Raw genomic sequence first — 19,758 nt, 5'->3', positions numbered from 1 at the left:
GGGTTTAGCCGTCCAGACCCTCGGGCTTGCCGACAATGGTGAAGTGGAGCCCATCAGGGTCCAGCAATTCGCTGGCGACCCGGTTGATCTCTTCCAGCGTGATCGCATTCACCTTGTCGTTGCGGGTGGCGATATAGTCGATGGGCAGGTCTTCCATCTGCATCCCGACCATGATCCCCGCAATCTGGCCATTCCCATCAAACCTCAGCGGGTAAGCGCCCGTCAGGTAGGTTTTGGCATCGTCCAGTTCTTTCTGGGTCACACCTTCGGACGCGGCCCGTGCCCACTCGGCGCGGATCACTTCGACCGCTTCGGCAATGCGATCATTGCTGGATGAAACGGATCCCAGATAGACCGAGGCCAGATCCTTGGGCACCAGGTAAGTGCCGACGCCATAGGTCAAGCCGCGCTTCTCTCTTACCTCCTGCATCAGGCGGCTTTCAAACCCGCCCCCGCCAAGGATGTGGTTCAGGATAAAGGCGGCAAAGAAATCGGGATCATCGCGGTCAATGCCCGCATGTCCGAACAGGGCCACAGATTGCGGCGTGTCGAACTCGACCACGCTCACGCCACCAGGAATGGACACATCGGCACGTTCAGGGATCGGCTTGCCTGTTTCCGGTAGGTCGGCCAGCAGTTTATCCAGCAACGCGCCCAGCTCTTCGGGGGTGATGTCACCCACTGCGCCGACATACATCCGGTCTTGGACAAAGACATCCTCATAGGCGGTGACCACGTCATCGCGCGTCAGGGCGGTCACGCTTTCGATCGTACCCTTACCTTCGGTGCCGTAAGGGTGATCGCCGTAGGCCATTTGGGCAAAGTTACGACCCGCAATGTCATTCGGGTCGGTTTGATCGGATTTAAGGCCGGACAACACCTGCGCCTTTACCCGGTCCACTGCATCCTGATCAAAGCGCGGCTCGTGAATGGTGGTGCGCAGCAAGTCGATCACGTCGTCCCGGTTCTCGGTCAGGAACTGCGCGGTGATCGACACCGAGTCATCGGTTGCACCGTACCGGAACGAGGCCGCCAGCGATTCCAGCTCACGCGCATAGGTGCGGGCATCCATGTCGCCTGCGCCTTCCTCAATCAGGCCGCTCATCAGGTAGACCGCACCGCGTTTGTCCGCGTCATCCAGCGATGTGCCGCCGCGAAAACGCAGCTCCAGCGCGGTGAAGGGGATCGAGTGATCCTCGACCAGCCAGGCGGTGATACCACCAGGAGAAGTAACCTCTTCGATCTCGATATCGGCCCACACGGGCAGAGCGACAACGAACGCGATCAGGGTTGCGAATATCCGTTTCATTGCGTCACCTCGTCATCGCGCATTAGCCAGCCGGTGACCGATGTTTCCGGTTGTATTACCTCGCGGGCAGCGGCGATGATCTCATCCCCAGTGACAGCTTGCAGAATATCGGGCCAGGCCTGCACGTCCTCAACTGTCAGGCCGCTGGTCAGTGCGCGGCCATAGCGGTTGCCAATCCCATCCACATTGTCGCGCGCATAGGTCTGCGACGCCCGCAGCTGCATCTTGATCCGGTCAAGGTCTTCTTCGTTCACACCCTCAGCAATGAAGTCGGCAACCACCTGATCCATTGCATCTTCGGCCTCTTGCAGGGAAACGCCTGCAGCCGGGACGACGATCAGGTCAAAGGTCGTATCATCCAGCGAGACACCCCGATAGAACGCCCCGGTGTAGACAACCTTCTGCTGCTCGAACTGCAGCTTTTCGTTCAGGTAGGATGTCGTGCTTCCGCCCAACAGTTCTGCCAACAAAAACAGAGCAGCCGCTTTTTCCTGTTCGCCCGGATCACGCTCGGGTGCCAGATAGCTGCGCTGCACATAGGGCTGCGACACGCGCGCGTCTTTGTATGTCAGACGGCGTTCTGCCGTTTGCGGCGGTTCCTGCGACCGGACCCGTTCTGGCAGGTCAGGGTTGGCGGGGATCACGCCGTAATACTGCTCGGCCAGCGATTTGACCTCGTCAGGTTCGACATCACCGGTGACGACCAGAATGGCGTTATTGGGCGCGTAGTGGGTCTGGTAGAAGGACAGCGCGTCCTCCATGTCCAGCGTTTCCATCTCGTGCCGCCAGCCGATGATTGGCACGCCGTAGCGATGGTTGAGGTATTGCGACGCGCTCATCTGTTCACCGAACAGGGCACGCGGGCTGTTGTCCGTGCGCTGGTTGCGTTCCTCAAGGATCACGTCGCGTTCGGTGACAATATCATTTTCGCTCAGGCGAATATTGCGCATCCGATCCGCTTCCATCCGCATCATCAGTTCCAGCCGGTCGGCGGCAACGCGTTGGAAATACGCGGTATAATCATACGAAGTGAACGCGTTGTCGGTACCGCCATTGGCCGCAACGGTGGCCGAAAATTCGCCCGGGGCCAAAGTGTCAGTGCCTTTAAACAGCAGGTGTTCCAGGAAATGCGCCACGCCCGATGATCCCACGGGCTCATCTGCTGACCCTGCGCGATACCAGACCATATGCTGCACAACCGGTGCGCGGTGATCTTCGATCACGACGACATCCATGCCGTTGTCCAGCGTAAAGGTCGTGACCGCTTCGTGCCCCTCGCTTGCAGCAAGAGGGGTTGCGGCCATCAGGGCTGCCGACAATGCCAGGGCCCGAACCATAGGGCGTCCTCCGTTTGATTTATGCTGTTCAAACTACGGTGGCACCACGCGGGTTCAAGGCCAATGACGAAAAGTTAAAGATTATTCATCTACCGGTGGCGCCGATGGTGTTTCGATCCCGGCTTGGCGTGCAGCCTCATTCTGACGGTCGGGGTTCAACGTTTCGCGGCGGTAGACCTGCGAATACCGATCCACGTTGAACAAGCGCAAGCGCGTCAGGCGGCTCTGCTTTCTGCGGAATTCTGCATCCTCGGCATCAACCACCTGCCGGGCATTTGCCGGAACCCCATACCGGCTGGAGGCCGTCACAAGGGCCGCGTCCGTGGACGGGATGGCCGTATTTGCGTTCAGCGAAGATTCGTTTCCGCCAAGGGCAACGACAGCTTCGGCCTTAGGGTTCGGATCGGTCAGGTTCTCACCACCCAGCGTGGGCGCAGGCAGAAAAGCGTAATCCTTGGGCTGAGTCAGTGGTTTGACAGGCAGGACCGAGAATTCGTCCGGCCCCTGCCCGGGCGCTTCCAAGTGGCGCAATCCGATATCGGAACAGCCCGCAGCCGCAAAGGCCAATGTCAAAGCAAATATGGAACGCGGCAGCCGCATCAGAGTCTCCAGCCTGTTTCAGGCGCTTTTATCGCATTTCAAATGACACGTCACGAGGCCTTTTTGCCTTCGAACAGCACCAGACCAATCGCTCCCGCGAAAATGAACACATCAGCAAGGTTGAACACGAAAGGGTTGTTGATGCCGCAACAGGACATGTTCAGGAAGTCCAGAACATAACCATAAAGCAGGCGATCCACGACGTTGCCCAGCGCCCCTCCAATCAGCAACCCGCCGCAAACCAGCATCAGTTTCGACGGGGCTGTGCGCATAAGCCAGATCAGCACACCGATTGCGATGACCATGGAAACACCGATCAACGCCCATCGGGCAGCATCGGTATTGCCCTGAAACAAGCCGAAATTGATGCCCCGATTCTCACCGTATTTGAACACCAGCAGCGGCGGTAGGACATCAATATTCCCTTCGGCTACGCGCATCACGTGAACGACCAGATTCTTGCTGATCTGGTCGATCAGTAACGCAGCCAGTGCGGCCCAGAGAAGCAGACGAAAGCGCATCAGTGGCGGAAGTGGCGCATGCCGGTAAAGACCATGGCCAGACCGGCCTCATCCGCGGCTGCGATCACCTCGTCATCGCGCATCGAGCCACCCGGCTGGATAACACAGGTCGCGCCGGCCTCGGCGGCTTCCATCAAACCGTCCGGGAACGGGAAAAACGCATCCGACGCCACGGCGGAACCGATTGTCAGTGGTTGGGCCAAGCCCAGAGCATCGGCCATGCGCTCGGCTTTCTTGGCTGCAATCATCGCCGAGTCCAGGCGGCTCATCTGTCCGGCACCCACACCCACGGTTGCTCCGTCTTTGACATAGACGATGGCATTGGATTTGACGTGTTTCGCCACTTTCCACGCAAACAGAAGATCGCGCATCTGTTCCTCGGTCGGGGCTTTCTTGGTGACGACCTTCAGGTCATCCAGGCCGACAAATCCGTTGTCCTTATCCTGCACCAGAAGGCCACCAGCTACCTGACGGACGGTTTTGCCACCTGCGGTCACGTCCGGCAGACCATCGGTTGTCAGCAGACGCAGGTTCTTTTTGGCGGCAAAGATTGCCTTGGCCTCATCCGACGCACCCGGAGCGATCACAACTTCGGTGAAAATTCCGGTGATTTCCTGCGCGGTTTCGGCATCCAGCGGCTGGTTCAGCGCAATGATCCCGCCAAAGGCCGAAGTGCGGTCACAATCAAACGCGGCCTTATAGGCCTCGATCAATGTCGCGCCCTTGGCAACACCGCAGGGGTTGGCATGCTTGATGATCGCGCAGGCTGCGCCTTGCGGCGGATCGAACTCGGCAACCAGCTCGAATGCCGCGTCCGTGTCGTTGATGTTGTTGTAGCTCAGTTCCTTGCCCTGGTGCTGTACGGCGGTCGCGACGCCGGGGCGGTTGGTGCCATCAGTATAAAATGCTGCCTGCTGATGGCTGTTTTCGCCATAGCGCAGGGTCTGTTTCAACTCACCGGCAAAAGCGCGACGGCGCGGGGCCTCGGCGGCCAGCGCATCGGCCATCCAATTCGACACGGCCGCGTCATAGGCAGCGGTACGAGCATAGGCCGTCTGCGCCAGGTTCTGACGGAACGCATAGGATGTCTGCCCATCGTTAGCCGCCAGCTCAGCCAGCAGCAGGTCGTAATCCTGAACATCCACAACCACATTCACAAAAGCGTGGTTTTTCGAGGCCGCGCGGATCATCGCCGGGCCACCGATATCGATGTTTTCGATGCATTCGTCGTAACCCGCACCTTTGGCTACCGTGGCCTCGAACGGATAGAGGTTCACCACCAGCAGGTCGATCGCGCCGATGCCATGTTCGTCCATCGCCGCCACGTGGCTGTCATTGTCGCGCAGGGCCAGCAGCCCGCCATGCACCATCGGATGCAGCGTTTTCACGCGGCCATCCATCATCTCGGGGAAGCCGGTAATCTCGCTGACATCCTTAACCGCAAGCCCTGCATCGCGCAGCGCCTTGGCTGTACCTCCGGTAGACAGCAATTCGACCCCACGCTCGGCCAGTGCCTTTCCCAGCTCGATCAGCCCGGTCTTGTCGGAAACGGAAAGCAACGCGCGGCGCACGGGGTGAAGATCGGTCATGGGGTCAAAGGTCCTTTTGGCGTCAGTCAAACTCGGGCTCGTCCCGGTGTATATCCCGCACGGCATAGGCTGTGTCCTGGGCCTTGCTCAGCGTCCACCGGATGCGCGTCGCATACTCCATTGCGCGGCCAGATAGAACGATCTGTTTTGTCGCGCGTGGTTTTAAACGCCCGTTTTCCAAATAAACGCTTGGTTCTACAGACAATTTTCCGACGCCGTCATGGCGAAAAACCCAGATCTCACCACTTTTCAGCGCCATCGACACCGCAGCGCCCCCCAGATCCAGTGCCGCATCCACGTCCGGATGCAGGTGAAACCGGATGTCAAAGGCGATGCCCTTCAGGCCCGAGGCGTCCATCGCCTTGTCAAATTGGCGCTTCGCCTTGTCGGTGGCCGTCAGCAGAATATCCTCGCAGGCCAGCTCACGCCCATCAAAGCGCAGCTCAAAGGTACGCGCATGAGTCAATCCGAAGACCTTGGTATACCCGTCATGCCCGGCCATGAATCGCGTGCCTTCAAAGGCATCCTCGAAATCAATGGGAACCTCATGCGGCGCATCCACCAGTGCCTCGCGTTCGACTCCCTGCGTCGGTGGCGCCAGCCGAGCGCTTGAATACCCATCAAGGCACAGTGTCGAATGCGACGGTGTCGCCCGACCCGCACGCCGCCATTCCGTCCCAAAGCTTTCGCCCGATCCGCAATTGACCACCAGTGGTCTGCGGCCCGACGTCAGTTCGAAAGCGAGGGTCGAAGCATGGGCGTTGTATGACGCCGCCCCCTTGGGTGGAGTGGCGGCATCCACAATCACGCTGGTTCTGGCCGCATAAAGTCGGGCAAATCCCATGGACAGCCCCGTGGTGTGATGTGGCCTGACACCGCTTTGCGCCAGTGCCTGATCCAAACGCCCTTCGACACCGCGCCCACCGCCGTGAAACCGGGCCAAAGCCCCGTCCGCATGGCGCAGGCTGCGCAAGGTGGGGGCCATGCGTTTGATGGCACTTGCCTGCGCCCCGGGCGTGCCCCGGCCCAACGCGCTGAGCGCAGCCGAGGTCCATGAAAGCAGCATAAAGACCTCAAGCAGCTCTTCGGGGTTGCGGGTTGGGATACTGCCCTGTTCGTCTACCTGACTGTCACACTCGCGTGCCAAAGCACGAAGGGCAGGATCAGCCATTTGCTCCAACCCCTCCAGCGCCAGACCAGCCTGCACCAGCCCGGCAAGCGCCTCAAACCGGGGAAGACCGGGAGTCGCTGCCTTCCAGCGCTTGGACAAAAACCATGTCTGTTGGGCCAACGAACGAAAAAACATCCTGCTTTGGTGTTCATCTGCGCCGCGCAACAGGAAAATCGCATGGTTGATCCAGCGTATAACGCGTCGACCGGTCAGATCAGGTGCCCAGCCCGGCCCCTGACCGCGGCCATGCGCGTTAATCCAGCCCCAGACCCACCGCTGGGCCTTTTCACGCGCGCGCATATCGCCAACAGCCGCCAGATCGTCGAGCCAGGCAAAGCCGTGGCGTTCATTGTCAAACCCGGTACTGGGCGCGGTCACATCCCACAGCTCGGTATCCTGAGCTTCGACCAGATAGCCTGCGAACAGCAGATTTCCGGCGACCAACTGACGCCCGCGCGCAAATGAGCCGACCGTGCGTGGCTCCGGATCGCCAACAAACCCCGAGACCGCTTTGCGTCGCTGACTGAGCCGCGCGTAGAGACGGTTCTGAAACCGTGTCCACTGATTGGTCATGGTATCTGTCTTCGACATGACGCTCGTTACTCTGCCCCTTGCGCTCTGCTGGCGCCTGAGACCCAACGATAGACCGGGGCGATCGTCAAGTCATCGAAAAGCATGCAACTACGCCGATTTGTTCAGGCGCGCGATGTAGAACCCATCCATTCCACCAAGATCAGCCCAGTAATCGGGCCGCAGACGCAGGCCGCCTTCCTCGGTGATCCATTCGGACTCGATTCCGGCAATGTTCAAAGCCGCCCGATCCACCGACATATCGGGGTGTTGGTCCAGCGCTTCTTCGACCTGCACCTCGCCCTCATCCGGCAGGAGAGAGCAAGTGCAATAGACCAGCCGCCCGCCGGGTTTCAGCAAGCTCCAGGCGTGGGCCAGCATCCGGGCCTGCAGCTCGATCAGCTCACCGAATTCCGATCCGTCTTTGGCAAAAGGCAAGTCAGGGTGCCTGCGGATCGTTCCCGTGGCAGAACACGGCGCGTCCAAAAGGATGGCGTCATACTGGCCCTGATGTTCAAGCGCGTCGCCCGCGACGACAGTGGCAGTCAGTCCGGTGCGTTTGAGGTTCTCATGCACCCGCGCCAATCGCGATTCAGAGACGTCGAGCGCCGTAACATCGGCCCCAGCCGCCGCCAGTTGCAGTGTTTTTCCACCCGGAGCGGCACAAAGGTCGAGGATTTTTTCGCCCGATTTCGGAGCAAGTATGCGCACTGGAATAGCGGCCGCCGCGTCCTGCACCCACCAATCACCTTTGCCATAGCCCGGAAGGGCGGTGACCTGACCGGCATCGTGCAGCCGCATCGAACCGGTAGGCAGGGCCTCACCCGGTCCGCTGGCGCCCGGCTTCACAGACAGGTCAAGCGGTGCGCCAGCAAATTGCGCCTTTTCCATTCCCACGATTGCATCCTCACCCCATGCCATGATCAGCGGATCACGCAGCCATTCGGGCAAACGCGGCACGCGCATTTTGGGCCATGCATCGGGGCCTTCGGCGGCCACTTTGCGCAACACGGCATTCACTAGGCCTTTCAGCCGCCCGTGCTTGCGTGAACGCCCTACGATGTCGACCATTGAATTCACAACACCATGTGCCGCTTCACCGTGGCACAGCTCGACCGCGCCAAGGCGCAGGGCGTTATGCACGGTCAAAGCCGGCGTGCGGTTCAGGTGGTTTTCCAGCAGACGATCCGCACGCTCCAATCCGCGCAGGGTTTCCAGCGTCAGGCGTTGCGCCCGCGCGCGATCTTCAGGGGCCAACCGGTCCAGCGCGCCTGCGGCCAGACATTCGGACAGCAGGCGCCCTTCGCCCAGTATCTGATCCAGCAGATAGATCGCGCTGCGTCGGGCCGCTGTTGCGTTGTCGGACATGGAATCGCCTTTGAATTAATCCTCGCCCGCATTGCCAATAGCGGACGCGGGCGTATATCAAGCCCATGCACGGAAAGGAACCCGATGTCATGAGTAACGACCGCAAAGACCTGCCGCCTGCTGCCCAGCGCGCCCTTGCCGAAGCTGAAGAGCGGCGCCGCAAAGCCGAGGCTGAGGCAAAAGATATGCCCAAGGAACTGGGCGGTCGCGACGGCCCCGATCCGGCCCGGTACGGTGATTGGGAGAAGAAGGGCATAGCGATCGATTTCTGATCGCCTATCCCCGCAAAGCTTCCAGAAAATCCGCGATCAGAGCGCGCTGTTTCTTGGATTTCGCCCGTTCCTCGGGCCAGGTCAGCCAATACCCATCCTTCGTTTTCAGCTCTGGTAGGCGTAACCGGCGCAACCGTCCGTCCTGCAGATCCGCCTTGGCCAAGGGCACCGACCCCAACGCTACGCCCATGCCCTGACGTGCCGCAGACAACGCGTGTTCCATTGAATCGAAGCTGATGTTCGACGTAGTCACATCGCCCTGATCTGCCTTTCGCGCCCAATCTCGCCACCCCGGTCGTTCTCCGCGCAGATCAATCAAAGGCGCGCCCCATTCCACGCCCGGTGCCGCCATAGGCACCAGCACTTCAGCTGCAATCAATTCGGAATCCCGCCCCGGCCAAGCGCCCCGACCATAACGGATCTGTAGCCATGTCCGCTCTTCATCCAGCGACGACCGCCGCGCCACGGAATCGGTCAGAACACGCACCTTCGGCTGCATCTCCTGAAACCGGGCAAGACTTGGCACCACAAGCGCATGGATGTGCGATGACAAACCGGCCACCCGCAATTCGCGCGGGGATTTTCCAAACAGATCCTCGGTATTGCGTTCAAGCGCCTGCAAACTGTCTTGCACCAGTGGTAGGTAGCTTTCGCCTTCGACAGTCAGTGACACGCCACGCGCCTCACGCACAAACAATGTTCGACCCAGCCAGGCTTCAAGGTTGCCGATCCGCTGGCTTACGGCCGCTTGTGTCAGACCAAATTCCCTCGCCGCTGCGGAAAACCCGCCCAGACGCCCCGCCGCCTCAAAAACGCGCAGCCAGTCCAAGGGTGGCAACCCGATCTTTTTCTTAGCCATAAGTTTTTCCAAGCCTCAGCAGAAAGAAGGATTAATTGTCGTAATGCCACAAGGGGCGTATCTCCTCAACCAAAGCCCGCGCTGAACAGGAGACCCCCCATGCTGCGCTTTGCCACCCATGACGCCTCGGTTGTGACCGTAGAATTCGACACCGGCACAAAGGCTCGCTTTCACGCCATCTGGCTACGCGACAACGCGCTGGACCCCGAAACCCGCGCGCCCGGCAATGGCCAACGTCTGATCACCATCGGCGATATCCCCTCAGACATTTCGGTCAGCGCCGCCGAAATCAGCAATGGTGATCTGACAGTCACCTTTCAGCCAGAAGGCAAGATTGTCACCTTTCCCGCCGACTGGCTGGCCGAGCACAGCTATGACCGCGATCAAAACCGCCCCATGGGTCGGACGGCTCCCGGCATCACCACCTGGGGACGCGGCATCGACGCGCCCAGCGCAGATTGGGACGAGGTCCACGCCAATCCCGTCGCCAAGCGTGGCTGGCTGGCTGCGGTGGCCGAATACGGCTTTGCCAAGTTGACCCGCGGACCGACCGAGCCGGAATCCCTGCTGAAAGTCGCTGATCTGTTCGGCTATGTCCGCCAAACCAACTACGGCCCCTATTTTGAGGTCCGGACCGAGGTGAACCCGACCAACCTCGCCTATACCGGCCTTGGTCTGCAGGCGCATACCGACAACCCCTATCGTGATCCGGTTCCGACGCTGCAAATTCTGTATTGCCTGGAAAACAGTGCCGAGGGTGGTGATTCCATCGTGGTTGACGGCTTCCGCGCCGCTGAAAAACTGCACGAACAGAACCCGGAAGGTTTTGCCTTGCTGGCAGGCTATCCCGCCCGGTTCGAATACAAGGGCTCGGACGGTATCTGCCTGCGCTCACGCCGCCCGATGATCGAGCTATCGCCAGATGGTGAATTGGTCGGTATCCGGTTCAACAATCGCTCATCCGCGCCGTTCGTCGACGTGCCCTTTGATCAGATGGAGGCCTACTACGCCGCCTATCGCCAATTGGGCGAGATCATCGACGACCCCGCCATGGGCGTGTCGTTCAAACTGGAACCGGGTGAAAGCTTCATCGTCGACAACACCCGCGTTCTGCATGCCCGTCTGGGCTATTCCGGCGCGGGTTCGCGCTGGTTACAGGGCTGCTATGCCGACAAGGACGGGTTGCTGTCCACATTGGCCGCGATGGAAATGAGTCAACCGGAGGCCGCAGAATGAAGCCCGATTTCTCGACCCTGAGCCGGGAAAATATCGTGGCTTTCATCGGCGATATCTTCGACCGCCGCGGCGGTGAGGAATATCTGGGTGAGCCCGTCACCATGGCTGAACACATGTTGCAAGGTGCAACGATCGCCGAGCAGAACGGCCAGCCCGAGGAAATCATCGTCGGTGCATTGCTGCACGATATCGGACATTTCACGTCCGAGTTCGGCACCTACCACCCGGACGATACCGAAGACCGCCACCATGAGGATGCGGGTGCCGAAGTGCTGGAACAGTTCTTCCCCTCGGTCATCACCGATTGCTGCCGCTATCACGTGGCGGCCAAACGGTATCTCTGCGCGACCAAGCCTGAGTATTTCAACCGTCTCTCCGCCGCCTCGGTCCATACGCTGGAATTGCAGGGCGGGCCGATGAGCGCTGAAGAGGTCGCTGAATTCGAGAGCAACCCAAACCTGAAAGAGATCATCCAGGTGCGCTATTTGGACGAGGCGGGCAAACGGGCTGACATGGAAACCCCCGATTTCACCCATTTCGCACCGATGGTGCAGCGCATGGTCGACAGGCATCTGGGGGCGTCATGAGTGCACCGGAATACATCTTCGAGGCCAGCTCGAAACCGTCACTGCCGTGGCACGAGGTTCCGCTGATCCGGGCCACGGACACGTCGGTCAAAGGCTATGGCTGTTTGGTCGACGATCCCGATATCTTCGAGATTGAAATCACCCGTTGGCCGCAACAAGGCTGGCGACCGATTGACGAGGGAACAGGCGACGAAGGCGGCTGGGTCGAAGGCACGTTCAAATGCGACTGGCGGGGTGACGTGCTCTATGGTGAGAACGAGGCCGTCAAGGGCCACTATGTTCTGGGTTGGTCCGCTGATCCGCAACAGGCGCAGACCGGACTGCAGACGGTACAGCGCGATCAGGTTCTGCTATGGCACATGAACTATCACCCCGATGGCGGACAGATGTTCTGGCCATTGGACAACAAGCCCTTCATCGTGCCTGTCGCGCTGCCCGGCGATAACCTGACGCCAGATAAGGTGGTGGCTTTCTGGTGTGATGGTACGCGTGGCCTCTATATTCATCCCGGTATCTGGCACGAGGGGATTTTCCCGGTCGAAGACAATCAGCGTTTCCTCGACCGGCAAGGCAAGGTTCACGCCCGTGTCAGTGCCGATATCGGGACTGAATTTGGCGTGTATCTCGCCTGCCCGCTCCAGGCCGACAAAATCAAGGACCTATGAATTACTGGGCAAAACGCCAGTATCGCGCATTTTCACAATCCCTTAACCGTTGGCGGCCACATCTGTGATACGCTCGACAGTGTCCAACTCAAAAGGGGAGGGCTCTGATGGGATTGAATAGGCGTCGAGTGGTTCAGCTTGGAACCGCAGCAACGGTCGGAACGCTGTTTCCGGGCGTCGGGGCTGCTGCCACTGACCAGAATGACACGTTCGAACAGGAGTTCGCAAACACGCTCAATCAACTGAGAACCGCGTTCTCCGAGCTTGGTTTTAATGAGGCTGAGTCCCTGTCGCTGGCCTCGGGGGTCGACGACTATAACGGCGGGTTGCGACATGATTTCGATCAGTCCGTTCTGCCTTCGGGCGCTTATGTGATTCAGCCGCTGGCGCGCGTCGCGGACGTTGATGAAAAATCACGCGCAGACGTGTTGCCGATGTTTCACGAGGTCGGCTGTCATCCCGCTGATGCTGATGGGCAAGCCATGACCCGGCTGATGATGCAAATTCTGACTCAGAGCTTTGGCCTCGACCCGTCCCGCATCGCATTTGTCAGTGTGCCGCAAGCCGATGACATGCGCCCGGTGCTGGACGCGTTAGGCTTGCCATTCACCGAAAAGGTTCTGTTGCGCGATGAGGCCGAGGCATTGGCTGCACGCGATGCCTCGGGCTTTTTCTTCCCCGACCCATTTGGTGATGAGTACCTTGTGACAATGGGCGTCTACTATCGGCTGGGCGGCACGGATGAAACGGCCCCCACCGCTTACCCGCCGTCGGACAACTGGACCGAAATCGGTGAGGTTGTGATTGGCGGGCAGGCAGCACCCCTTGGCATATCCATAGGGGCCGAACGCCTGACTTATGCGCGTACAGGCCAATACCCGACCTGGGATCAGCGACTAGGCGCACTGTTTTCCAGGATCGAGGACGAGGGCGCCGAACCGCCCGGTCTTGCGGCGTTCCGTTAGAGGCGCTTAAAGTCCCAGCACATCCACCATGTCATACTGACCAGGCACTTTGCCCTGCCCCCACAGTGCCGCCTTCAAAGCGCCACGGGCAAAGATGGCGCGGTCGGTGGCCAAATGGCGCAGGACGATGCGCTCTCCGGGGGCGGCGAACAGGACGTCGTGCTCACCCACAATGTCGCCGCCGCGAATGGCGTGGAAGCCGATGTCGCCCCGCTTGCGCGCGCCGGTGATGCCGTCGCGGCCCCGGTCAGACACATCTTCCAGCTTCACGCCGCGCCCTTCGGCAGCGGCCTCGCCCAGCATCAATGCTGTGCCCGACGGGGCGTCGACCTTGTGGTGATGGTGCCCTTCGATCACTTCGATGTCGAAATCCTCATCCAGTGCAGCCGCGACTTTCTTGGTCAGTTGCACCAGCAGATTGACGCCAAGACTCATGTTCCCCGCGCGCACGATGACTGCATGGCGTGAGGCTGGTTCCAGCGCGGCGATCTGTTCATCCGACATGCCAGTGGTGCCGATCACATGCACGCAGCGGGCTTGCGCGGCCAGTGCCGCAAACTCCAGCGTCGCCTCGGGCGCGGTGAAATCGATTACGGCTTGCGCCTGCGCAAACGCCTCCAGCGGATCATCGGTGACATTCACACCCAGCGCCTGACCGCCCATCGCCTCGCCCACATCCTGACCGATCCAGTCATGACCCGTCCGCTCGACCACGCCCACCAGACGCGCCTGATCGCTGTCGGTCACTGTCTTGATCAGCATCTGCCCCATACGGCCCGAAGCCCCTGTGATGACGATCCCCGGAATATGGGTCATTGCGCTGGTCCTTTTGTTGAATTCGGCTCAAAGCCTCCTACCCGGTTCGCGCCCGCTTGGCAAAGCCCTGCTTTGCGCTTAGATCGGGGATATGGCAAAGAACAAATTTCACGATGGCCCCGGCCCGTCCCAACGACAGCTGCGCGTCGGCGAACTGATCCGCCGCACCCTGTCCGAAGTTCTGGCACGCGGAGATGTCCACGACCCCGACCTGAACCGCATGTCGATTACCGTAGGTGAGGTGCGCACCTCACCCGATCTGAAGATTGCCACCGCCTATGTGCTTCCCTTGGGCGGCAAGGGGCAGGAGGATGTGATCGCGCTGCTGGCGCGCAACAAGGGTGAATTGCGGCGGGCGGTCGGCAAGAAGGTCGGTCTGAAATTCTCTCCCGATCTGCGGTTCCGGCTGGATGACACGTTTGACCGAATGGATGACACCCGCCGCATGTTCGATCAGGACGCGGTGCGCCGCGATCTGGACGAGTGATCCGCGCATTTGTCATTTTGGGCGCGGCCTTCTGGGCCGCGCAGGCTTCGGCGGTCACATGCGAGAAGGTGACCCATGAGGACAAGCGGTACACCGTATGTGAGGTGGATGCCGCAGGCGAAGAGCTGCGTTTATTTCTCAATGATGAAGAAGGCGACGTGCTGGGCCATTTCTCATCTGTGAACGAGGCACTGGCTCCACAGGGAAAGCGACTGGCATTTGCCATGAACGCGGGCATGTATCATGACGACCGCTCGCCCGTCGGGCATTATGTCGAAGGCGGTCAGGAACAGATGCGCGTGATCCCCAATGCAGGGCCGGGCAATTTCGGGTTGCTGCCGAACGGAGTGTTTTGTATCCGCGAAGGCCGCGCCGACGTGTTTGAAACCTTGGATTATGTGGATCAGGCCCCGCAGTGCCGTTTCGCCACGCAATCCGGCCCGATGCTGGTCATAGATGGTGAACTGCACCCGCGCTTCCTGCCCGATTCGACCTCGCGTTATGTGCGCAACGGTGTTGGTACCAGCGCAGATGGGACACGGGCAGTATTCGCAATCTCGGATGACTATGTCACCTTCCACGAATTCGGCAGCCTGTTCCGCGATGTCCTTGAAACGCCGAATGCTCTGTTCTTCGACGGCAATATCTCCCGGATGTATGAACGCGCAGGCAATCGGTCGGATGTCGGGTTTTCGCTTGGCCCGATTGTGGGCGTGGTCGAAGATACGCCCTGAAATTGACAGTAGCAGAGCGATCCGCTAGGTCGCGCGCCTCGGCAAGATTCAGGGTGTAGAATGGGACGCAAACGCAAGGGTCGCGACATTTCCGGTTGGCTGGTGGTGGACAAGCCCGCGGGCATGACCTCGACTGCAGTAGTCAACAAGGTACGCTGGGCGATGGATGCCAAGAAGGCGGGCCATGCGGGCACACTGGACCCCGAAGCGACTGGCGTACTGGCCGTGGCACTAGGTGAGGCGACCAAGACCGTTCCCTACATCACCGATGCGTTGAAAGCCTACACATTCACCGTGCGTTTGGGTCAGGCCACCAATACCGATGATGCCGAAGGCGAAGTGATTGCGAGCAGCGATGCGCGCCCATCGGATGACGATATCAAACAAGCACTGGCCCCGTTTTTGGGTGATATCATGCAGGTCCCACCCAAGTTCTCGGCCGTGAAAATCGACGGCCAGCGCGCCTACAAGCTGGCCCGCGATGGCGAAGATGTGGAATTGGCCGCACGTCCGCTATGGGTTGAGGAGTTGATTTTGGTCGACCGCCCCGACGAAGACCACGTGACGCTGGAAATGACCTGCGGCAAGGGCGGCTATGTCCGCTCAATCGCCCGCGATCTGGGCGCGGCGCTGGGATGCCACGGACACGTTCGGGAACTGCGCCGCATCTGGTCCGGCCCATTCGATGTCGAAGACGGGTTGAGCATCGAAAAGATCGACGAGATGGCAAAGACCACTGCGCTGGACGACTACCTGCACCCGCTGGAAACCGGCCTCGCCGATCTGCCTGAATTGAAATGCACACCCGAAGGCGCAACCCGCCTGCGCAACGGAAACCCGGGCATGGTTCTGGCCTCGGACGTGGAATACGGCGATGAAGCCTGGGCTTCGCTGGACGGCAAGGCCGTGGCGGTAGGGATCTACAAATCGGGCGAATTGCACCCCAGCCGGGTGTTCGTTACCTAAGCCACGTGCTAGGCGAAGGGCATGATTACCCGAACGCACACCAAGGGCGACGCGCCCTCGACCGCCATCTATTCCGACTGCGAGAAATATCGCTATAGCCTGACCCGTATCTGGGATCCTGCGGGGCGCAAAGCTCTGTTCGTGATGCTGAACCCGTCAACCGCGACCGAAGTTCAGAACGACCCGACGGTGGAACGCTGCGAGCGCCGAGCGCGGGCGCTGGGGTTCGGAGCGTTTCAGGTAACCAACATCTTCGCATGGCGCGACACGGACCCGCGCAAGATGCGCGCTGCTGCCGACCCGGTAGGACCCGAGAACGACGCGGCTATTCTGGACGGCGTGCAATGGGCCGATCAAGTCATCGCCGCCTGGGGCACCCATGGCGCGCATCTGGACCGTGGCCCTGCAGTTGAAACCCTTCTGCGCGACACCAGGCAGCCGCTGTTTCATCTGGGGCTGACCAAGGGCGGGCATCCCAAACACCCGCTTTACATCGCCTATACCCAACAGCCCGAACCTTGGTGATCAACGGTTAACCACAAGTTCAGCTTGGCTTTGACCAACTGACTGATCATATGGGATATTTCACCCTCGGAGCAGTGCGTTCTCGGAGGGTTGCCATGTTTCTGTTCGGATTGCTGAGCCTGGCCGCAATGGGCGGAGCAGCCTATGCGATGGGCTGTATTATCGAGGCTGACGACGACACCGAAGAAGACGAGATCATCGAAGATGAACCGCAAGAGATCTCTGACGGCAGTTATCTCGAGATTGATGAAACCATCGACAAAGTCGAAGAGGCCTCGACTGGGACCATAGTCTCAGAATTCGAAGGCGATTTGGTTGTGGCCGGGGACGACGACACAAACATTCTGACCGGGCAAGATGGCGACGACCAGATCAACGGCTACGGTGGCGACGACACTGTGCTGGGGGGCATGGGCGATGACACTCTGCATGGCGGCGTTGGCGTTGATACAATCCAGGGCGGCGAAGGCGATGATGTTTTGCATGGCGAAAGTAACGATGACGTCCTGTCCGGTGATGATGGCGACGACAAGATTTTTGGTCATTTCGGCGACGACAGGCTGGACGGCGGCGATGGGGATGACGATTTGTACGGCGGTCAGGACAACGACACGCTGACAGGAGGCGCGGGCGAGGATGCGCTGCATGGGGGCTATGGCGACGATGAGCTTGCTGGTGGCGCAGGTGAAGACGTCTTGTTTGGCGGCGACGGTGACGACGTGCTGACCGGTGAGGACGGCGAAAACGAAGACTCCGTGGATTTTCTGAATGGCGGTGCCGGCGACGACATTATAGCTGCCCATAGCGGTGACATCGTGACCGGAGGCGAAGGCGCTGACAGCATCCACCTGAACCCCGAGGAGGATGACGATGCCGTCAAGGTCATGGATTTTGAACCCGGGCAGGACAAGCTGTTGATCTCGTGGGAAGGCGAGGAATATCCGGAGATCAACATTGAAACAGACGCTGAAAACGAAAACCTGACCCGTATCATGGTCGACGGACAAGACGTCGCCCAACTGCTGGGTGCCAAAGGGTTGACCCTGGACGATATCCAACTGATCAACGGTCAGGAACTATCGCAGCTCAATGCGCTGAGTTGAAGCAATAGAATCCCTTTGCCATTTGCTTGAAATCCGCTTATACGCGCCCATCCGCATCGGAATCAGTGCGGTTTTCTCCATGGGCCTGTGCTGGACGACATCCCGGCCTGCGCCATCAACTCTAACCTTTTAAAGGAGACCCCGATGTCGATTACTGCCGCTGAAAAAGCACGCGTCATGAAAGAATTCGGCACCAAGGACGGCGACACCGGTTCGCCAGAAGTCCAGGTTGCCATCCTGACCTCGCGCATCACCACCCTGACCGAGCACTTCAAGACCCACAAAAAAGACAACCACGGTCGTCGTGGTCTGCTGAAAATGGTCGCCCAGCGCCGTAAGCTGCTGGACTACCTGAAGGGCAAAGAAGAAGCGCGCTATCAGGACCTGATCAAAAAGCTGGGCATCCGTCGTTAATTTCGGATCTTACCGCTTTTGGATTTCGGACGCCCGCCCTAATTGGCGGGCGTTTTTTGTTGGATCAGGGAACGCGCGCTCGGAGTAGCGGTATGGTGGGGCTCAATCCGGCTTGCAGTTCACTAACTCTGTCGGCACTATCCCGGGACCTGATCAACAGCTGCTCAATACCTCAGTCCCCCAAGCACACATCCAGTGTGTGACGACAAGTAAAATGGAACCAAATGAAGCTGGAATTTCATCATATTAACCTGGTGGCAGACGACGTTGACCGCCTACACGACTTTTATACAAACGTCTTGGGTTTGGGTGATATTCCGCAGCAGAATTTCCCGCGCTCTGAAGCAACCGAAGACGCCGGTTATGACGGCCAGATCCGCTTTGCAACGGACGGCAGCATGCAGATGCATCTGGCGGAACGGGACTTTGACGTCGCTTTCAAAAATGATCAGTTCATCAATCCAGTGAGCCGCGGACACATTGCGTTCCGAACGGATGATCTTGCCGCTGTCCTGAGGATACTTGATGAAAACGCGGTTCCTTATTCGGACTATGGCACTGCCTTTTCGAAAGAGTGGCACCAAGTGTTCTTTCGCGACCCCGAAGGCAATGTTGTCGAAGTTCACCAACAGGTAGCAACTTTAGGCTGAACCTGAGCCCGAAGTTCCCCGCGCTGTTCAGCTTGTGACGGCGCGCTAGACCATATCGTACTCTACGCTTTTTGCTCCGATGTCGCCCATGTGGCCGGTGATGCGCTGCACCAATTTCTGCCTGGACATATCTGCAAGCGCCTCCGGAAAGCTCTGAAGCTCTTCCTTTCTGGCGACAACTGTCAAAGTGCGCGAAAGGCCCGAGACCGGAAGATCTTTCAACTGCAGGCTCATATTCTCAACCAGACCATCGATCAGCAGTGTTGGCGTCAAAAGGCTGAACCCCTGACCTGCAGAAACACAGGACGTAACCATGCTGGAGCGGTCCGCCTGGATGACCTTGTCGGGCTCAAACCGCAATCGGCGCAGATGCTGCGCAATCTGGCGGCCCGCGTTGGTTGTATCTCCGAACCGCACCAGAGGAAGCCGCGTTTGGATCGCCTCCAGGCTGTCTGTCGGGCCGTCATATGCTTCGGGAAGAACCAGAAGGTATCTTTCGGTCAGAACGTGATGACGCTCCAAGCCATCCATATCCAGAAACGGGTTAGATGTGATCGCGAGGTCCGCTTGTTTCGTCCGCAGCAGGTGTTCATGGTTGCCGCTTTGGCCAGCATGCAGGGTAATATCTTCGACATTGAACTCACGCTGCGCGAAATCGACCAAAGAGGGCGTCAGCGTCGTGGCGATCGAGGCTTGAATGCCGACCCGCAGCAGCGTCAGGGATTTCTGGCCAACGTGGCGCAGCTCCGTTTCCATGTCGGAAAGTGCATCCAGAATTTTCTGCGCTCTTCCATGCAAACGCGCACCCGCATAGGTCAGCCGCGCCGGACGTGTACTGCGATCCAGAAGCACAGTGCCGAAGGCCTTTTCCAGCGCTGTGACGTGCTGGGAAGCCGCCGGCTGCGACAGATTCAGAAGTTTTGCGCCCGCCCGCATCTGACCCGTTTCCGCAACGGCGACGAAAACCTCAAGTGAACGCATCAGACTTGGTGAGAGTTTACGATGACCCAGCAT

At 59.4% G+C, this 19,758-nt stretch carries 22 protein-coding genes; 12 read left to right on the top strand and 10 right to left on the bottom strand.

What is annotated here, in order from left to right:
* Positions 1-4 precede the first annotated feature (4 nt).
* From AC2FFP_RS08675 to AC2FFP_RS08645, 7 genes are all read right to left on the bottom strand, one after another.
* Entirely contained in the window at positions 5-1,309 is a 1,305-nt protein-coding gene (locus AC2FFP_RS08675; RefSeq protein ID WP_496880907.1) for a M16 family metallopeptidase, read from the bottom strand.
* Positions 1,306-2,646, bottom strand: a complete 1,341-nt coding sequence (locus tag AC2FFP_RS08670; protein ID WP_282170221.1) for a M16 family metallopeptidase — start codon at positions 2,644-2,646, stop codon at positions 1,306-1,308. The genes AC2FFP_RS08675 and AC2FFP_RS08670 overlap by 4 nt, the downstream gene beginning before the upstream one ends.
* Positions 2,647-2,727: 81 nt before the next feature.
* Positions 2,728-3,246, bottom strand: a complete 519-nt coding sequence (locus AC2FFP_RS08665; protein WP_109313574.1) for a DUF3035 domain-containing protein — start codon at positions 3,244-3,246, stop codon at positions 2,728-2,730.
* 50 nt (positions 3,247-3,296) lie between these two features.
* A complete protein-coding gene (gene lspA, locus AC2FFP_RS08660; RefSeq protein WP_496880906.1) occupies positions 3,297-3,767 on the bottom strand; it encodes a signal peptidase II in 471 nt (156 codons plus the stop codon).
* On the bottom strand, positions 3,767-5,356 hold the full coding sequence (gene purH, locus AC2FFP_RS08655) for a bifunctional phosphoribosylaminoimidazolecarboxamide formyltransferase/IMP cyclohydrolase (RefSeq protein ID WP_496880905.1): 1,590 nt from the start codon (positions 5,354-5,356) through the stop codon (positions 3,767-3,769). The genes lspA and purH overlap by 1 nt, the downstream gene beginning before the upstream one ends.
* A 22-nt stretch (positions 5,357-5,378) precedes the next feature.
* Positions 5,379-7,118, bottom strand: coding sequence for a heparinase II/III family protein (locus tag AC2FFP_RS08650; protein ID WP_496844997.1), 1,740 nt, complete (start codon positions 7,116-7,118; stop codon positions 5,379-5,381).
* A gap of 90 nt (positions 7,119-7,208) precedes the next feature.
* Positions 7,209-8,465 carry an RsmB/NOP family class I SAM-dependent RNA methyltransferase gene (locus AC2FFP_RS08645; protein WP_496726344.1) on the bottom strand — a complete coding sequence of 419 codons (1,257 nt, stop codon included), beginning with the start codon at positions 8,463-8,465 and terminating at the stop codon, positions 7,209-7,211.
* An 89-nt stretch (positions 8,466-8,554) separates the two neighbouring features.
* Between AC2FFP_RS08645 and AC2FFP_RS08640 the strand changes: the two genes are divergently transcribed.
* Positions 8,555-8,737, top strand: coding sequence for a DUF1674 domain-containing protein (locus tag AC2FFP_RS08640; protein ID WP_496726345.1), 183 nt, complete (start codon positions 8,555-8,557; stop codon positions 8,735-8,737).
* Between the two features lie 4 nt (positions 8,738-8,741).
* Here the strand turns inward: AC2FFP_RS08640 and AC2FFP_RS08635 are convergent, their stop codons facing one another.
* Entirely contained in the window at positions 8,742-9,596 is an 855-nt protein-coding gene (locus AC2FFP_RS08635; RefSeq protein ID WP_496726346.1) for a LysR family transcriptional regulator, read from the bottom strand.
* A gap of 99 nt (positions 9,597-9,695) precedes the next feature.
* Here AC2FFP_RS08635 and tmpA point away from each other — a divergent pair, with 99 nt between their 5' ends.
* The 4 genes from tmpA to AC2FFP_RS08615 all read left to right on the top strand — a co-directional run bounded on the left by tmpA (position 9,696) and on the right by AC2FFP_RS08615 (position 13,049).
* Complete coding sequence (tmpA, locus tag AC2FFP_RS08630; protein WP_496765424.1) at positions 9,696-10,832, top strand: 2-trimethylaminoethylphosphonate dioxygenase; 1,137 nt, start codon at positions 9,696-9,698, stop codon at positions 10,830-10,832.
* Positions 10,829-11,419 (top strand): (R)-1-hydroxy-2-trimethylaminoethylphosphonate oxygenase, encoded by a 591-nt coding sequence (tmpB, locus tag AC2FFP_RS08625; protein WP_496765428.1) that lies wholly within the window; start codon positions 10,829-10,831, stop codon positions 11,417-11,419. Before tmpA ends, tmpB begins: the two co-directional genes overlap by 4 nt.
* On the top strand, positions 11,416-12,084 hold the full coding sequence (locus AC2FFP_RS08620; protein WP_496844992.1) for an ureidoglycolate lyase: 669 nt from the start codon (positions 11,416-11,418) through the stop codon (positions 12,082-12,084). The genes tmpB and AC2FFP_RS08620 overlap by 4 nt, the downstream gene beginning before the upstream one ends.
* Before the next feature lie 107 nt (positions 12,085-12,191).
* Positions 12,192-13,049: a hypothetical protein gene (locus AC2FFP_RS08615; protein WP_496844990.1), complete on the top strand. Its 858-nt coding sequence runs from the start codon at positions 12,192-12,194 to the stop codon at positions 13,047-13,049.
* A gap of 6 nt (positions 13,050-13,055) precedes the next feature.
* Here AC2FFP_RS08615 and dapB read toward each other — a convergent pair whose 3' ends face one another.
* Positions 13,056-13,865 carry a 4-hydroxy-tetrahydrodipicolinate reductase gene (dapB, locus tag AC2FFP_RS08610; protein WP_496777335.1) on the bottom strand — a complete coding sequence of 270 codons (810 nt, stop codon included), beginning with the start codon at positions 13,863-13,865 and terminating at the stop codon, positions 13,056-13,058.
* 91 nt (positions 13,866-13,956) lie between these two features.
* Here dapB and rbfA point away from each other — a divergent pair, with 91 nt between their 5' ends.
* The 7 genes from rbfA to AC2FFP_RS08575 all read left to right on the top strand — a co-directional run bounded on the left by rbfA (position 13,957) and on the right by AC2FFP_RS08575 (position 18,744).
* Positions 13,957-14,352: a 30S ribosome-binding factor RbfA gene (gene rbfA, locus AC2FFP_RS08605; RefSeq protein WP_058274960.1), complete on the top strand. Its 396-nt coding sequence runs from the start codon at positions 13,957-13,959 to the stop codon at positions 14,350-14,352.
* Positions 14,349-15,086: a phosphodiester glycosidase family protein gene (locus tag AC2FFP_RS08600; protein WP_496765441.1), complete on the top strand. Its 738-nt coding sequence runs from the start codon at positions 14,349-14,351 to the stop codon at positions 15,084-15,086. The genes rbfA and AC2FFP_RS08600 overlap by 4 nt, the downstream gene beginning before the upstream one ends.
* Positions 15,087-15,146: 60 nt before the next feature.
* Entirely contained in the window at positions 15,147-16,052 is a 906-nt protein-coding gene (gene truB / locus AC2FFP_RS08595) for a tRNA pseudouridine(55) synthase TruB (protein WP_496726354.1), read from the top strand.
* Between the two features lie 21 nt (positions 16,053-16,073).
* Positions 16,074-16,577: a DUF1643 domain-containing protein gene (locus tag AC2FFP_RS08590; protein ID WP_058277070.1), complete on the top strand. Its 504-nt coding sequence runs from the start codon at positions 16,074-16,076 to the stop codon at positions 16,575-16,577.
* A gap of 95 nt (positions 16,578-16,672) precedes the next feature.
* On the top strand, positions 16,673-17,680 hold the full coding sequence (locus AC2FFP_RS08585; protein ID WP_496880904.1) for a calcium-binding protein: 1,008 nt from the start codon (positions 16,673-16,675) through the stop codon (positions 17,678-17,680).
* Between the two features lie 144 nt (positions 17,681-17,824).
* On the top strand, positions 17,825-18,094 hold the full coding sequence (rpsO, locus tag AC2FFP_RS08580) for a 30S ribosomal protein S15 (RefSeq protein WP_039543122.1): 270 nt from the start codon (positions 17,825-17,827) through the stop codon (positions 18,092-18,094).
* A gap of 224 nt (positions 18,095-18,318) precedes the next feature.
* Positions 18,319-18,744, top strand: coding sequence for a VOC family protein (locus AC2FFP_RS08575; RefSeq protein WP_496844985.1), 426 nt, complete (start codon positions 18,319-18,321; stop codon positions 18,742-18,744).
* Between the two features lie 45 nt (positions 18,745-18,789).
* On the opposite strand, the gene AC2FFP_RS08570 is transcribed toward AC2FFP_RS08575, so the two are convergent.
* Positions 18,790-19,758 (bottom strand): LysR family transcriptional regulator, encoded by a 969-nt coding sequence (locus AC2FFP_RS08570; RefSeq protein ID WP_496844983.1) that lies wholly within the window; start codon positions 19,756-19,758, stop codon positions 18,790-18,792.

The sequence above is a fragment of the Ruegeria sp. YTSC004 genome, from assembly GCF_059609805.1.
The sequence above is the reverse complement of the archived record's forward strand: the minus strand, read 5'-3'. Positions and strand labels throughout refer to the sequence as shown.